Raw genomic sequence first — 14798 nt, 5'->3', positions numbered from 1 at the left:
GGAGGCACTACTCCCCCACGCACAGGAACGGGTGACAGCGCATGAGCACGGTCGTCACGGAAGAGGACTCCGCCAAGGACGCGGCCACCGCCGCGGGCGCGAGCCGGTCGCGCGCCATCACGGACTGGCGCCCGGAGGACGAAAAGTTCTGGGAGCGGTCCGGGGCCGCGGTGGCACGCCGCAACCTGGTCCTGTCGGTCCTGTCGGAGCACATCGGCTTCTCGGTGTGGAGCATGTGGTCGGTGCTGCTGCTCTTCCTCGGGCCCGAGTACCACATCGACGCGGCGGGCAAGTTCACGCTGACCGCGCTGCCGACGGCGGTCGGCGCCGCCCTGCGCCTGCCGTACACCTTCGCGGTGGCGAGGTTCGGCGGCCGCAACTGGACGGTGTTCAGTGCCCTGTTGCTGCTGGTCCCGACAGTGCTGGCCGGGGTTGTGCTGCGGCCGGGGGTCTCGTACGGCACCCTGCTCGCCGTGGCGTGCGCGGCGGGCGTCGGCGGCGGCAACTTCGCCTCCTCGATGGCGAACATCAACGCGTTCTACCCGCAGCGGCTCAAGGGCTGGGCGCTCGGCGTCAACGCGGGCGGCGGCAACCTGGGCGTGCCGGTGGTGCAGTTGGTGGGCCTGGCGGTGATCGCCACGGCGGGCGCGGCGCAACCGCGCCTGGTCCCGCTGGTCTACATACCGCTGATCGTGCTGGCCGCGCTGGGCGCGGCGCTGAGGATGGACAACCTGGCGTCGGCGAGGAACGACGGGCGGGCGCTGCGGGAGGTGGCGAGGGACCCGCACAGCTGGGTGGTGTCCCTGCTCTACATCGGCACCTTCGGCTCGTTCATCGGTTTCGGTTTCGCCTTCGGACTCGTCCTCCAGGTGCAGTTCCACGAGCAGTTCGACACGCCCGTGAAGGCGGCGTACCTGACGTTCCTGGGACCCCTGCTGGGGTCACTGGTGCGGCCGGTGGGCGGAAGGCTGGCGGACCGCTGGGGCGGTGCCAGGGTGACGCTGTGGACCTTCGCCGCGATGGCGGTGGGCGTGGGCGTGGTGCTGGCCGCGTCGCGGAGGGAGTCGCTGCCGGTCTTCCTGGTGGGCTTCGTCGCCTTGTTCGTGCTGAGCGGGATCGGCAACGGCTCGACCTACCGCATGGTCCCGGCGGTCTTCCGGGCGAGGGCGCACGCCGCGGTCGCGGCAGGCGCGGACGCGGAGACCGCCGAGCGGGACTCACGCCGCCGCACGTCGGCGCTCATCGGGCTGGCCGGCGCGATCGGCGCCTTCGGCGGGGTCCTGGTGAACCTCGCGTTCCGGCAGTCGTTCCTGCACGGCGAGAGCGGCGACCCGGCCTACTGGGCCTTCCTGGCGGCGTACGCCGTGTGCTCGGTGGTGACCTGGGCGGTCTATCTGCGGCCCGGGGCCGGGCCGATGCGCGGGGTCTGACACCGGCACGGCATCGGCCGCACCTCGCAGCCGAACGCAAAGAAAAACGAATATTCGTCTTGACTCGTCCTTCACCGGAGGCGCAGGATGGGCAGCGCTCACCTGGAATGACCGTTCCCGGAAGGGGAGGAGGCGCAGTGCCATGGCTGCCGTGCACACCGGCGGATCGGGCATGATCCCGTGTCAGGTCCCGCGGGACGACGGAACGCCGGCCGGCACCGTGGCGTTCGTGCTGCAGGGCGGCGGCAGTCTGTGCGCCGCACAGGTCGGGGCGCTGCGGGCACTCACCCAGGCGGGCATCACTCCCGATCTCGTCGTGGGATCCTCGGCCGGTGCGCTCAACGGCGCCGCTTTCGCGGCCGACCCGAGCATCGAGGGCCTCGACAGGCTCGAAGCCCTGTGGCTGGGCCTCAAGCGCCGGAACGTCGCACCGATATCGCCGCGGACCCTGATCAGGGCCGCCCTGGGCCGGGGTGAGGCGGCGGTCTCGAGCGCGGCGCTGCGGCGCACGCTGCGGGACGGGATGGGCGTGGCGCGCCTCGAGGACGCCGCCGTGCCCGTGCACATCGTGACGACCGACATCGACACGGGAGCCGCCGTCGTCCTGTCCCGGGGCGACGCCGTTCCGGCGCTGCTCGCCTCGTCGGCCTTCCCGGGGCTGTACCCGCCGGTGCGCGTCGGGGAGCGCCGCCTCATCGACGGCGGCGTGTCGGCGGACACGCCGGTGCTCCAGGCGGAAGCGCTCGGCGCGACCACCATCTACGTGCTGCCCTGCGCCGTCACCGAGCAGAGCGGCCATCACGCCCACGCGGCACTGATGGCCGCCTACCGGGCGGTGGGCCAGATCCTGGTGGAGCGTGAGAGACGGGACCTGGCCGCCGTCCACGGGTCGGTCCTCCGGCTGCCCGCGGCCACCACCGAGGTCGTCGGCCTCGTCGACTTCCGGGACACACCGCGCCTGATCCGGGCCGGTTACTCACTCACCCGGGACTGGCTCGCCCGGCAGCCCGCGGCCATGGCGTGAAGCCGCCCCGTCGCGCACGGGGCGTCCCGTGCCCTCAGCGGCCCCGGGCCGCGCGTACCAACCCCGGACGGCCGGACGCCGGTCGTTCTCCGGGCCACCCCGTCCCCCTCCACGCCCTCAGGTAACCCCGTGATCGATGCCTCTCCGCCCCCGTCCCCGTCCCCGAACGACGGCACCGACCGCTCGGCCGTCGAGCCCAAGCCACCGAAGGGCGCGGACGGCAGCGGCGTCAGCGGTGACCATCGCGGCACCGGGAGCTGGCTGCGCAGCCGCCGTCGCGGTCATGTGTCCTCGTACCTGCCGCTGCGCGTGGACGAGGCCTTCCTCGTCCGCGACGCCGTCCGGGGCCCGGTGGGAGGTCTGGTCCGGTTCCGGGTGTCCGACGCCGACGAAGCCGGCCCCTCGCGGCGCTCCTGGTGGAAGCGGACCGATCTGGGACGTCAACTCGCCGGTTCAGCGGGAGAGTTGCGACTGGTACCCAGCACCCTGGGCGGAAGCGGCACCCACCAGCCGCTCATCGCCCTGCTCACCCTCAACGGCGTCACCGACACCGCCCCCCTGGTCCGGCTCGATCTCGCCGGTCGCCTCGGCGTCGACGTGCACTTCTACGCGGGCCTGTGGGGCCTGGCCCTGCCCGCGCACACGCGGTGCCGCATGCATCTCGAAGGTCCCGTCCGCCTGCTGCCCGCCTGGCCCGCGGCGCGATGAGCGAGCGTACGGCCTCGCGTTCGCGCCGGCGTACGGTACTGACCGCTTGCGCCGTGGTGGGCGTGGTGGGAACCGAGCTGGTGTGCGTCGCCCCCTACGCGCGCCAGGCGGCGGGACAGCTGACCCACGCCCACCTGCGATGGCTGCTGCCGGCGCTCGCCGCCGAGGCGGTTTCCATGATGGCGTTCGCCCGCCTTCAGCGGTTCGCGCTCGGCACCGGCGGACTGCGGGTCACCATCGGTTCGGCCGCCGCCACGGTGTTCGCCGGGAACGCCCTGAGCGCGAGCCTGCCCGGCGGGAACCTGATCTCGCTCACCTACCGGACCCGCCGCATGCGCGCCTGGGGCGCCAGCGCACCGCAGATCGGCTTCGTCCACGCGGCCACCGGCGTCCTGAGCACGATCGCCCTCGCCGTCCTCGCCGGGGTCGGACACACCGTGGCGGGGGACGGTTCACAGCTTCTCCCGGTCGCGGTCCATGTCCTCGCGACCGTCGCCCTCGCCTGCGCGGCGCTCGCGCTGGTCCACCACCCCGCCGTGCTGCGCCGTCCCGTGGGCGCCCTTCTCCGCCTGTGGCACCGGCTGCGCCGCAGCGGCGCGGAGCCCCAGTCGGCCGAGGGGCTGCTCGACGAGCTGGCCGCCATGGACCCGTCGGCCCGCTTCTGGGCGCGGGGACTCGGCCTGGCCCTGGGCAACTGGTCCGCGGACCTCGTGTGCCTGCTCGCCGTGTGCCATGCCGTCGGGGCGTCGCCCACGCTCGCCACGGTGGTACTCGCCTATGTCGCGGCGATGACGGCCGCGTCGGCCATGCCCCTGCTGCCCGCAGGCCTCGGCACCCTCGACGCGGCCCTGGTGCTCACCCTGCACCACGGCGGGGTCTCCACCATCCCCGCCACCGCCGCCGATCTCCTCTACCGGCTGATCACCCCCGGGCTGGTCAGCGTCGCCGGATGGGTCCTGCTGTTCCGCCAGCGCCCGGGCCGGGCAGCGCGCGCCGTGCGCACGGCGCCGGAGCCGGCCCCCCTGGTCAGCACCGGAGATCCCCACGGCACGCCCGCCGTGACCACTCACTGACCTGCGACGCCGGGGTCGGCTGCGACCTCGGCCCCGTGTCGGCCGCGTCCAGGGTCGTGGGTATACTCCGAAAGAAAACGAATGTTCGTCTTGACGATTTTCGGCAAACGCACCAGACTGCTACTAAATAAAATGATCATTCGTCTTATGAGAGGCGTGACCGTGAAGAACCCGCTGGCGAGGGTCCTGGCCTGGCGCCGGGTCGTCCTCATGATCGTGGGGTTGCCACTGGTGATCTCACTTGCCGCGCTGGCATACGCCTGGCCCGCATCGCGCATCGCCCCGCGGGACCTGCCCGTGGGAATCGTGGGCACGAGCGCGGCCAGTCAGAGCGCGGTCGAGGGCATGACCCGCAACGTCCCCGGCGGCTTCGACTTCCACCTCTACCCCGACCAGACGTCGGCACGGTCCGCCATCATGAACCGGGAGGTCTACGGCGCCTTCGTCATCGCTCCCGGCAGGGTCACCGTTCTGGAAGCCACGGCGGCGAGTACGTCCGTGGCCCAGCTCCTCAGGACATCCGGACAGCAACTGGCCGCGCACGCGGTCAAGTTGCCGCAAAAGCCGTTCGTCCCCGACGTCCACGACGCGTCGCACAGGCCCAACGGCCGCAAGGACGTCGCCAAGGCGCCGGCCAAGGTCACCGTGAAGACCGTGGACGTCGTGCCGACCTCCGCGGAGGACCCCCGGGGAGTGGTCTTCACCGCGGCACTTCTCCCGCTCACCATCTGCGGCATCCTCATCGCTGCGCTGATCACACTGTCGACTCTGCACCTGCCGGGGTGGCGCCGGGTCATCGACCTGATCGCCGTGTGCGCCGTGGGCGGCCTGGCGGCCTACCTGGTCGCCCAGGGCATCCTGGGCGCGCTGCCGCACAACCACCTGGCCACCTATGCCTCCCTGTCCCTCACCCTGCTGGCGATCAGCGCGACCAGCGCCGGCCTGATCAGGCTCCTCGGGCACCCGGGGCTCGGGGCCAGCGCCGTGCTGATGGTCTTCGTGGGCAACCCGTTCTCCGGCAGCACGTCCGCGCCGGAACTGCTCCCGAAGGCGGTCGACGACATCGGCCAGTGGCTGCCCCCGGGCGCCGGCGCCAATCTCATGCGCAGCACCGCCTACTTCGACGGCAACGCCTCCGGAAGCCACATCGCCGTTCTCGTCCTGTGGTGCGTGCTCGGCCTGACGTCCGTCGTCTTCGCCCGCCGGACCCTCACCGTCCTCGGCGACACCGTCGAGGAGGACTCCCACGAGTCCCACGAGTCCGACGCGCACGCCGCGGACGAACCCGCGGGCGCCCTTGTGGCAGCGACGGCCGGAGCGGCCGCCGCCTCCCCGTCGGGGGTGCCTCAGGACCGTCACGCGCACCACGCACGTCACGCGCTCCACGACTGACGCAGGCCACGGCGGCCGGCCCTGCGGGGGTCGTGGCGGCGGTGACCGACGAGGCGGCGCAGGGGGCTCCCCCCTGCCCCTCGTCGCCCTCCCGAAGCGAGGGGCAGCGCCGCGCGTCCGCCGCCGCGGCCGGCTCATGCGGACCACGCGCGATCCTCGTCGGCCCGTCAGAACACGGGCCCCGTCACCCACTCGGGCCGTCAGCGAGCCGGCCGCAGCACCAAAGCAAGCAAAGCAAGGAAAAACACCGTGCCCACGATGGACAGGCCTGCGCTGGACACCTCGGACCGCCCCGAGACAGAGGCCGTGTTCCTCCACGCCCGCGGCATGATGTTCGGTATCGCGTACCGGATGCTGTGCAACGTCAGTGAAGCCGAGGACGTCCTCCAGGAAGCCTGGATCCGCTGGCAGACCTGCGACCGGTCCCGGGTCGAGAACCCGGAGGCCTTCCTCACCACGACGGTGACCAGACTCGCCATCAACGTGCTGCAGTCCGCGAGAGTCCGGCGTGAGAGCTACGTCGGCATGTCACTGCCGGAGCCTGTCGACACCCTGAGCGACCCCGAGGTGGGCTTCGTCAGCGGGGAGACCCTCGCCGTCGCCGTGCTCGTACTCCTCGAACGGCTGACGCCGGTGGAACGAGCCGCTTATGTGCTCCGGGAGGCCTTCGACTATCCGTACGGGCAAATAGCCGATCTCATCGGGCATTCGGAGGTCAATACCCGCCAGCTGGTCAGCCGGGCCCGCAAACGCCTGGCCGCGAGGAAAAGAACCCGCGTGACCGCGGAGGTCCATCAGCGTTTCCTGACGGCTTTCCTGGTGGCCGCCCGGACGGGGGACGTGGCCGTGCTGGAGCGGGTACTCACCGAGGACGCCGCCCCGCACTCCGACGGCGGCCCCCTCCGCGCCCCGGAGTTCCCGTCCCTGGGCTCCCACCGCGTGGCGTAGCGGCACCGCCGGCCCGCCCGAGCCACTGCCCGGTCCACCGACGCTCAGTCGGCGGACGCCGCCGAGTCCGGCCACAGCGCCCGCAACGCGCCGGGAACTTCCTCCATGCTCTTGGCGTCGCCCATGGCCAACTGCAGGATGTAGCCGGGCAGGATGCACATCAGTGCGGCGGCGATCCCGTCGGCGGACGCCTCGACCGGCATGCCGCCGCTCCGCTGGTGCTCGCGGATCACGCCCGTGACGGCCGACCGCATCTGCGCCATCAGGTCGTCGAACTGCCTGGCCAGCGAGGGGTTCCGGAGGGCTTCCGACCACACCAGCACCGACAGGCCGGCGATGTTCTGCTCGGCCGTCTTGGCCTTCACGATATCCAGGATGTCCGCCATCAGGTCACCGACGGAATGACTGGGACGCTTCTCGGCGGCACGGTGGACCATGGCGAGGACGTCGCGTATGTTCTCCTCGACGATCGCCGTGATCATCTCGTCCTTGCTGGCGAAATGCCGATAGACCGCGCCCGCCGACAGGCCCGATTCCGCGAACAGGTCCTGCATGGATGTCGAGTGGAATCCGTCGCGCAGGAAACAGCGGCGGGCCGCCTCCAGGATCTGCTTACGGCGGGCGTCCATGTACTCCTGCGTGACCTTGGGCATGGATCCATCCTAAGCGAAAAAAACGAATCTTCGTGTTGACTTACCGCGCTGAACTGCCGAAACACCCTGGGCGAGCGCCCTGAGATACCGCCCCTCGTCACATTTCGCGCGCTTGAGCTGTCAACAGGGCAGAACACCACTCATACGGGAGGTGGGCGACTGTGGACGTCTACGAAGCGGTCACGACCCGGCGCGCGGTACGCGGATTCACCGACCGCTGCGTCCAGAGGGAGGTGCTGGAGCGCGTGATGTCCGCCGCGGCATGGGCGCCCTCCGCATCGAACCTGCAGCCGTGGCACATCTACGTGGTCACCGGCGGCCCGCTGGCCGAGCTGAGGAAGCGCGCCGGTGAGCGGGTGGACGCGGGCGGCGCCTGGGACGAACCGGAGTACGAGCAGTATCCGCCCGCCCTGAAGTCCCCCTACCGCGAACGCCGGTCCGCGTTCGGCGAGCAGCGCTACGGCGCGCTGGGCATCGCCCGCGGGGACCTCGAAGCCCGCCAGAGGGCCGCCGCGGCGAACTGGGACTTCTTCGGCGCACCCGCCGCCCTGTTCTGCTACATCGACCGTGACCTGGGCCTGGCCCAGTGGTCCGACCTCGGCATGTATCTGCAGACCGTCATGCTGCTGCTCCGCGCCGAGGGGCTGCACAGCTGCACGCAGATGGCATGGGCGAAGTACCGCACGACCGTCGCGGAGACCCTTTCACCGCCGCAGGACCTCATCCTCTTCTGCGGCATGTCGATCGGCTTCGAGGACGGCACGGTGGACTGCACCCGTACGGGCCGCGCGCCGCTCCACGAGACGGTCACCTTCGTCGACGACCACCGCGGCCCCTCAGCGTGAGGTCCCCACGCTGCTGACCCGGAACGGCCCTGTCGGGCGGATCGCTTCGTCGCCTTCGTCGTCCCACATTGGGGCCACGGACAGTTGGGAAGGCCCCGCGTCACTCGAGTGGTGGGCCGACCGATCCCTGACGCTCACCGCCTGTGAAGCCGGGACGGCACAGTCCGCCGACCGCCCGGGACGTGTCGCGGGCGGTCGGTGACGGCGTAGCCCCACGTGACGGCGGAGCCCTATGTGAGGGCGGAGCCCGCCTTCCATTGCTGCCAGGACATGTTCCAGCCGTTGAGGCCGTTGTCGGGGGCGACGGTGTGGTCGTGGGAGTGCTCGACGACGACCACGTCGCCGATCAGGGAGTGGTCGTAGAACCACGCCGCGTTCTGCCCCGGGTCGCCGCCGCCGCGGACGTCGTTGAGGCCCACGCAGCCGTGGCTCACGTTGGAGTGCCCGAAGACGGAGTCCGGTGCCCAGTAGTTGCCGTGGACGAAGGTGCCGGACGTGGAGAGGCGCATCGCGTGCGGGACGTCGGGGATGTCGTACTGGCCGGCGTATCCCACAGTGGCGCCGTCCATGCGGGTGGAGATGAGCTTCTGCGAGATCACCATCTGCCCGTTGTAGGTGGTGCTGCCCGGCGCGCCGGAGGTGATCGGGATCGTACGGACCGTGCGGCCGTCGCGGACGACGCGCATGGTGTGGGCGGCGGCGTCGACCGTCGAGACCTGGCTGCGGCCGACCGTGAAGCGGACCGTCTTGTCCTGGGTTCCGTACGCGTCCGCGGCACCCTTCACCCCGTCCAGGCGCAGGCTCAGCGTGACGTGGGCGTGCGCCTTCCAGTACGTCTCCGGCCGCAGGTCCAGTCGCTGGTCGCCGAACCAATGGCCCACGACCTCCTGGCCGCTGTCGCTGGTGACACGTATGCCGCGTTCCACGGCCTTCTTGTCGGTGACCGGCTTGTTGAAGGTCAGCGACACGGGCATGCCGACGCCGACGGTCGAGCCGTCCTCGGGGGTGAAGGTGCCGATCAGGCGGTCGTCCTTGGCGAGTGTGGTGAAGGACAGCCGGCGGGTCTGCGACCGACCCGCGTCGTCGGAGGCCTCGACCTCCATGCGGTAGGAGGTGGCGTACGCCAGGGTGCCTTCCGGGGACCAGCTGCGGTGGTCGCCGGCCACGGTGCCCCGCACCGGCCGGCCGTCGGCCGTGGTGAGGGTGACGGACGAGATCCGCCCTCCGGAGACCTCGACATCGCCCGCGCCGCCGACGGACGCGTGGCGTTCGCCGTCTGCGGCGCCCGTGGTGAGGCGGAAGGCGGTGGCGGCGCGCGGCACGGTCGAGGAGGCGCGGGAGGGCGCCGCCCCTTGCGCGGTGGGCGCGTCGCCGGTGTGCGAACCCGCGCAGGCGGTGAGGACCGACGCGCCGGCGACGGCGAGGGCGATCACGGTGAGACGGGGAAGGGAGGACACGCTTGCTCCTGTGGACCGCGGAATGGTCATCGGGCGAGAGAGGCCGCGTCGCCCATGACGACGACGGGGTGGTCTGCGGGGTCGAGGGCCCGCAGCAACTGCCGCATGTGGGCCTTGGAGAGGCTGACGCAGGCGTGGGTGGGGCCGCCGTGGTCGACGTGGATCCATATGCCGCCGCCGCGGTTCGCGCCCATGGGCTGGGTGCCGTCCATCGGCGACGTGCCGGGCTGCCGGTTGTAGTTGATGGCGATGACGTAGTCGAAGGCGCCCGCGAGCGGTTCGCCCTCGATCCCGGCACCGCTGATGCTGAAGGCGCCCGAGCGGTGGTACGGCAGCTTGGTGCCGGGGTCGGCCAGCCGTCCGCCGGCGTCGGTGAGGCCGAACACCCCGATGGGGCTGTGCAGGTCGCCCGCGTAGTGCTCGTCGGTCCAGCCCCGGTAGCCGTTGTGCGCGGCCCACACCTCGCCGGGACGCCAGCCGCCGTCGACGCGCTGGTAGAGCACGACCCGGGAGACCGCCGACTTCTTGCCCGTTCCCGTGACCAGGACGACCTGCCGGGCTCCGGCCGGGATGCGCGCCAGGGTCCGGGGCCCGAGCCCCGGCAGCCGGGCGGGGTACTGCGGTGGCGGCGGCACCGAGGTCCGCGGCTCAGCGGTGGCGGCCGCCGGCTGCTGCTGGACCGCGGGACCGGCGGCGTCCTGGACGGCCGATGCCGTCCCTGGGGCAGGGGCGGGGAGCTTCTCGGGTACGTGCTGGTACGCGGCGACTCCCAGCGAGGAGACGATGACCGCGGCGGTCGTGGATATGTAGGGCCGGTGGAAGCGCATCGGTGCGGGCTTTCTGGGGAGGAGGGCACGGGGACATGGCCCCGTGGCGGGGCTCGCAGGCCCGAAGGACCCGCAGGGGTCCGGGAGCGGTGCGGCATGTCCGGCGTCGCCGCCCACGTCGTGGGGGCGGTCCTGGGCCGCGGAGGCGGTTGCACACCCCTTCAACCGGCCGGACTCCAGTTCGGGTTGCCTGCCCGGACGGGGTCCGCACCGGACGCGTGGGACGGTCCGCGGCGGGCTCTCGCGTCAACAGGCAGAACTACCTGTTCCCCATGCGGCCGAATACCTGATTCGGCGCGCGGGACCGAGGTATCCCTTTCTCCGCGCCCGCACGAGGTGTAGGTGTATGGCGTGAGATGTCGCAGGCACCCCCCGGGGGGAATCGACGCGACTCATCTCCCGCGTTCTCCATGTGCGACACCGCACACATTTCGCCACGCCCGAAGGTCGACGAAAAAAATGCAGACGAACAACAACCTGAAAGACGTGCTCGATGAATTCGCGGACACGATGGAGGGTCCGGTGTTCACGCCCGATTCCGCCGGGTACGAGAGGGAGATCAGTGTCTTCAATCTCTCGGTCACGCACCACCCCGCCGTGGTGGTCGGCGCGACCTGTCCCGCGGACGTCGCGCAGGCCGTCCTCATGGCACGCCGGGCCGGCCTCGGCGTGGCCGTGCTGCGCACGGGCCACGGCCCCACACTGCCCGCCGGTCAGGACACGCTGGTCGTCAACACCTCCCGGATGTCCGGCATCGCGATCGACGCCGCCGCTCGGACCGCGTGCGTCGAGGCGGGAGTCCTCTCCGGGGATCTGGCGGAGGCGGCGGCGGAGTACGGTCTGGCGGCCCTGGTCGGATCGTCACCGGGGGTCGGCATCGTCGGCTACACCCTGAGCGGTGGCGCCAGCCTGACCCTGGGCCGGATGCACGGATGGGCCTGCGACCACGTGCTCTCCATGGGCGTCGTCACGGCGGACGGCGAACTCCACCAGGTTTCCGGCAGCCATGAGCCCGAGCTCTTCGGCGCCCTCCTGGGCGGAAAGAGCAATTTCGGCGTCGTGACCTCCATGACCATGTCGCTGTTCCCGGTCACGCGTTTGCACGCGGGCTCCCTCTTCTTCTCCGGCGCCGATGCCCACGCGGTTCTCGAAGCGTACCGGGAGCTCACCGCAAACGCTCCGGACGAGCTCACCTCCGCACTCGCGATCTTCAATTTCCCCCCCTTGCCGAACATTCCTGAATTCATGCACGGCATGACGGTTTCGGTCAGGCTCTCCTATCTCGGGGACCCCGCCGCGGCCGACGCCCTGCTCGCACCGCTGCGTGCCGCGGCCCCGGTCCTCGCCGACACGGTGGGCCAGATCGGCCCGGAGGACTTCGCCTCGATCAGCAACGACCCCGTGGAGCCCGCCGCCGCGGTGGAGCACTTCGCGCTGCTGCGGCACTTCGAACCGGCCACGATCGATTCGCTGCTCGACGTCGTCGGCATCGACAGCGGCACCTCGGTCAACATCGTCGACATCCGTCACCTGGGAGGCGCCTTCGCGAACCCGCCCCGGACGAGGAACGCGGTCGGGGCCAGGGACACCGAGTTCGCGATGTTCGCACTGACCGTCGTCCCTCCGGGCCTTCCGGTGGAGTCGTACTCGAACGCCGGGCTGGAGGTGCTCGAACGCCTCGCCCCCTGGCTCAGGCCCGGCAAGCATCCGAGCTTCCTGTCCCCCGCGGACGCCGGGGAGGGCGGCCCGGCCCAGGCCTACGACGCGGCGACGCTGCACTGGCTGCGCCGGCTGAAGGCCGAGTACGACCCCGGGAACACCTTCCGCACCAACCACAACATCACCCCGGCCGGCTGACGCCCGGGGCCGCCTCGGCGCGTGCGTGCACCTGGGCAGGTATCGGCGCCGCGAGGACTTCCGCCGGGACGTCGCGCGGGTCGCGAGGAGCCGCTGCCCGGCCCGATGCGCGGCCCGGGCAGCGGTGCGGCTTCAGAACACCGGTCCTCGGACCTTCGCCCTTCCGTCTGCGGGACGGCAGTACGGGCTCGGATGGACGAAACCGCCCGACCGGTCGACGCTCATGCGACGGGTGCGGGGCTGTGAGCTCCGGTGACGCCTCGGGTGAGTGCCTGTTCCGCCTGTGCGAGTCCGCGGATCGCCTGGGTGAGTCGGTCCGGTGGAAGCACGTACGGCAGCCGGATGTTGCGTTCGAAGGCACCTCCGATCCCGAAGCGCGGTCCAGCCGCGATGTTCACTCCGTAGTCGGGGGCGATCGCGGCGAGCCGGGAGCTGATGGGCCGGGGGAAGGTCGCCCACAGCGTCAGGCCGCCAGTTGGTCGCGGGGCATGGAGGCCGGGCAGGTGCTCGGTGAGCGCTTGGCGCAGTGCGTCGCGTTGCGCCCGCAGTTGCTCGAGCGTGCCGGGCCGCCGGGTCCTGCCCTCGTTCAGGAGAACGGCTGTGGCGAGCTGCTCGACGAGGGGGGTGCCCAGATCCGTGGCGTGACGAGTCTGCTGAACCCGTTCCAGCAGAGAGGGAGTTGCGCGGATCCAGCCGATGCGCAGGCCGCCCCAGATGCTCTTGGAGACCGAGCCGATGCTGATGGCGGTCGGCATGTGGAGCGCAAAGGGCTCCGGGCTCGCGCCGTCCAGGGCCAGGTCGGTCATGGTTTCGTCGATGACCGTGGGACACGCGAGTCCGAGGCCCCGACGGACGCTCGTGGGCATGCACAGCCCTGTCGGATTGTGGAAGTCGGGGATCAGATAGGCGAGCTTCGCGCTTCGGCCCGCCGCGTGGAGTTGCGCGGTGTCCCAGCCCGAAGCGGACACGGCGACGGGTAGGAGACGAGCCCGCACCTGGGTGAAGGTGCTGATCGCGTGCGGGTAGGTCGGATGGTCGATCAGCACCTGGTCCCGTGGCGACAGGAGCGTTCGCGAAAGAAGGGCCAGCGCGTGCTGCGCCCCGTTGGTGATCAGGATGTGGTCGGGCGCCGTGGGCAGTCCCCGCCGTTCGTACCAGTGGGCCACCGCCTCGCGCAGCTCCGCGGTGCCGTTCCGGTCGTAGCCGTTCCGCTCGAAGTGCCGCGGCAACTGCTCGAGAGCGGCCGCGAAGGCGGCGTGCAGGATTTCGCCGGGCGCGGCGGGCGCGGCGAAGGACAAGTCGATGATCGCCGGGTCCGTGCCGGCGCGGCGCTCGGGTGGCATGTCATGAGGCAGCCGCACCGCCGCCCTGGCGCGCGCCCGTGTGGCGAGGTATCCGTGCTCGACCAGAGTGCGGTACGCGGTGCCGACCGTGGTTCTGCTGGTGGACAGCGCAGTGGCCAGGCCACGCTCACTGGGCAGGACCGACCCGAGGGGGAGACGGCCGTCCAGCACCAGCAGCCGCAGCCGGTCGGACAGGCGCTGATGCGTCGGCCCGGGACCTTCCTGCCAGGGGCCCAGCATGCCTGCCACCACGTGCGAAGAGACTTTCACCCGACCAGCCTAACCAATCTGGCTATGGAATCCAGGTCCAGATGGGCCGCAGGCATACCCAATGGCACCTCCCGCTTCCCTTGCACGCACCCCCGCACGGTCGCGTCACGACCAGCCCATCACCACCCATATGAACGCACTTGCCCAACTTCGCGCTGGCCGAAAGGCGCGTCGCATCCCTCAGCTTCTGGTCGGCCTGGTGGGATACGGAGTCGCCGTGATGACGCTCGTCCAGTCCGGGCTGGGTGCGGCCAGCTGGAACGTGCTCACGGAGGGCGCCGCCCAGGTTCTGGGCATCTCGTTCGGCTGGACGACCAACCTGATCTCCCTGCTGGTGCTCCTCGCATGGATTCCCCTGCGAGAGCTGCCCGGCCTCGGCACGCTCCTCAACGTGGCCATCGTGGGATTCGCCGCAGATGCCACCGCCACCGTGCTCCCCCACCCCCAGGGGACACTCGCCGAGATGGGATACCTGATGGTCGGCCTCGTCGCACTGGCCTTCTTCGACGCGCTCTACCTCGGCGCACAATTCGGATCGGGCCCCCGCGACGGCATCATGACCGGACTTGTCCGGCGCACCCGCCTGCACATCGCGGCCGTACGCACCGGCATCGAGGTCACCGTCGCCGGCGCCGGCTGGCTTCTGGGCGGAACCGTCGGGGTCGGAACCGTGCTCATCGCACTGTGCATGGGGCCCCTGGTCGGCTACTTCCTGCCGCGCGTGGCGGTTCGTCTCCCCGCCGTTGCCGCAGACGACGGACACCATCCAGTCGATGGCACCGGCCGTTTCCGCCCCGACTCGGCACGGGGCAGCGGCGACCGCGCGAACTCCCCCTCGGCGGAACTCTGTCCACCAGGCAGAATCGTTCGAGGCAAGCCCTAGCTGTATTGATCACGAGCGTTGTTGACATCTGCGGGGTCTTGATCACGGCGAAGACCTCCGGTGTGGTGGAGCTGTCTAGGACTGCACC

Annotated in this window: 13 protein-coding genes; 9 read left to right on the top strand and 4 right to left on the bottom strand. The window is 71.1% G+C overall.

Annotated elements, in window-relative coordinates; all coding sequences use genetic code 11:
* The first annotated feature begins 41 nt into the window (after positions 1–41).
* From ACIP64_RS28435 to ACIP64_RS28410, 6 genes are all read left to right on the top strand, one after another.
* Positions 42–1430, top strand: a complete 1389-nt coding sequence (locus ACIP64_RS28435) for a nitrate/nitrite transporter (RefSeq protein WP_401592128.1) — start codon at positions 42–44, stop codon at positions 1428–1430.
* Positions 1431–1572: 142 nt separating this feature from the next.
* On the top strand, positions 1573–2454 hold the full coding sequence (locus tag ACIP64_RS28430; RefSeq protein WP_401592126.1) for a patatin-like phospholipase family protein: 882 nt from the start codon (positions 1573–1575) through the stop codon (positions 2452–2454).
* 129 nt (positions 2455–2583) lie between these two features.
* Positions 2584–3162, top strand: coding sequence for a hypothetical protein (locus ACIP64_RS28425; protein WP_401592124.1), 579 nt, complete (start codon positions 2584–2586; stop codon positions 3160–3162).
* Between the two features lie 65 nt (positions 3163–3227).
* Entirely contained in the window at positions 3228–4235 is a 1008-nt protein-coding gene (locus tag ACIP64_RS28420; protein ID WP_401592122.1) for a YbhN family protein, read from the top strand.
* 147 nt (positions 4236–4382) lie between these two features.
* A complete protein-coding gene (locus tag ACIP64_RS28415; protein WP_401592121.1) occupies positions 4383–5627 on the top strand; it encodes an ABC transporter permease in 1245 nt (414 codons plus the stop codon).
* 258 nt (positions 5628–5885) lie between these two features.
* Positions 5886–6575 (top strand): sigma-70 family RNA polymerase sigma factor, encoded by a 690-nt coding sequence (locus tag ACIP64_RS28410; RefSeq protein WP_401592304.1) that lies wholly within the window; start codon positions 5886–5888, stop codon positions 6573–6575.
* 44 nt (positions 6576–6619) lie between these two features.
* Here ACIP64_RS28410 and ACIP64_RS28405 read toward each other — a convergent pair whose 3' ends face one another.
* A complete protein-coding gene (locus tag ACIP64_RS28405) occupies positions 6620–7228 on the bottom strand; it encodes a TetR/AcrR family transcriptional regulator (protein WP_401592120.1) in 609 nt (202 codons plus the stop codon).
* Between the two features lie 161 nt (positions 7229–7389).
* On the opposite strand from ACIP64_RS28405, the gene ACIP64_RS28400 reads away from it, so the two are divergent.
* On the top strand, positions 7390–8073 hold the full coding sequence (locus ACIP64_RS28400; protein WP_401592118.1) for a nitroreductase: 684 nt from the start codon (positions 7390–7392) through the stop codon (positions 8071–8073).
* A gap of 230 nt (positions 8074–8303) precedes the next feature.
* Here ACIP64_RS28400 and ACIP64_RS28395 read toward each other — a convergent pair whose 3' ends face one another.
* On the bottom strand, positions 8304–9530 hold the full coding sequence (locus ACIP64_RS28395) for an Ig-like domain-containing protein (RefSeq protein ID WP_401592116.1): 1227 nt from the start codon (positions 9528–9530) through the stop codon (positions 8304–8306).
* Positions 9531–9556: 26 nt separating this feature from the next.
* A complete protein-coding gene (locus tag ACIP64_RS28390; protein ID WP_401592114.1) occupies positions 9557–10357 on the bottom strand; it encodes a L,D-transpeptidase family protein in 801 nt (266 codons plus the stop codon).
* Between the two features lie 459 nt (positions 10358–10816).
* On the opposite strand from ACIP64_RS28390, the gene ACIP64_RS28385 reads away from it, so the two are divergent.
* Entirely contained in the window at positions 10817–12214 is a 1398-nt protein-coding gene (locus tag ACIP64_RS28385) for an FAD-binding oxidoreductase (protein ID WP_401592112.1), read from the top strand.
* Positions 12215–12435: 221 nt separating this feature from the next.
* Here ACIP64_RS28385 and ACIP64_RS28380 read toward each other — a convergent pair whose 3' ends face one another.
* Positions 12436–13827: a PLP-dependent aminotransferase family protein gene (locus ACIP64_RS28380; RefSeq protein ID WP_401592110.1), complete on the bottom strand. Its 1392-nt coding sequence runs from the start codon at positions 13825–13827 to the stop codon at positions 12436–12438.
* A 130-nt stretch (positions 13828–13957) separates the two neighbouring features.
* Here ACIP64_RS28380 and ACIP64_RS28375 point away from each other — a divergent pair, with 130 nt between their 5' ends.
* Positions 13958–14710, top strand: a complete 753-nt coding sequence (locus ACIP64_RS28375; protein WP_401592108.1) for a YitT family protein — start codon at positions 13958–13960, stop codon at positions 14708–14710.
* Positions 14711–14798: the final 88 nt, after the last annotated feature.

The organism is Streptomyces sp. NPDC088733 (genome assembly GCF_044751185.1).
Lineage (GTDB): Bacteria > Actinomycetota > Actinomycetes > Streptomycetales > Streptomycetaceae > Actinacidiphila.
Note: the sequence above shows the minus strand (reverse complement) of the source record. Positions and strands in the feature narration are given on the sequence as shown.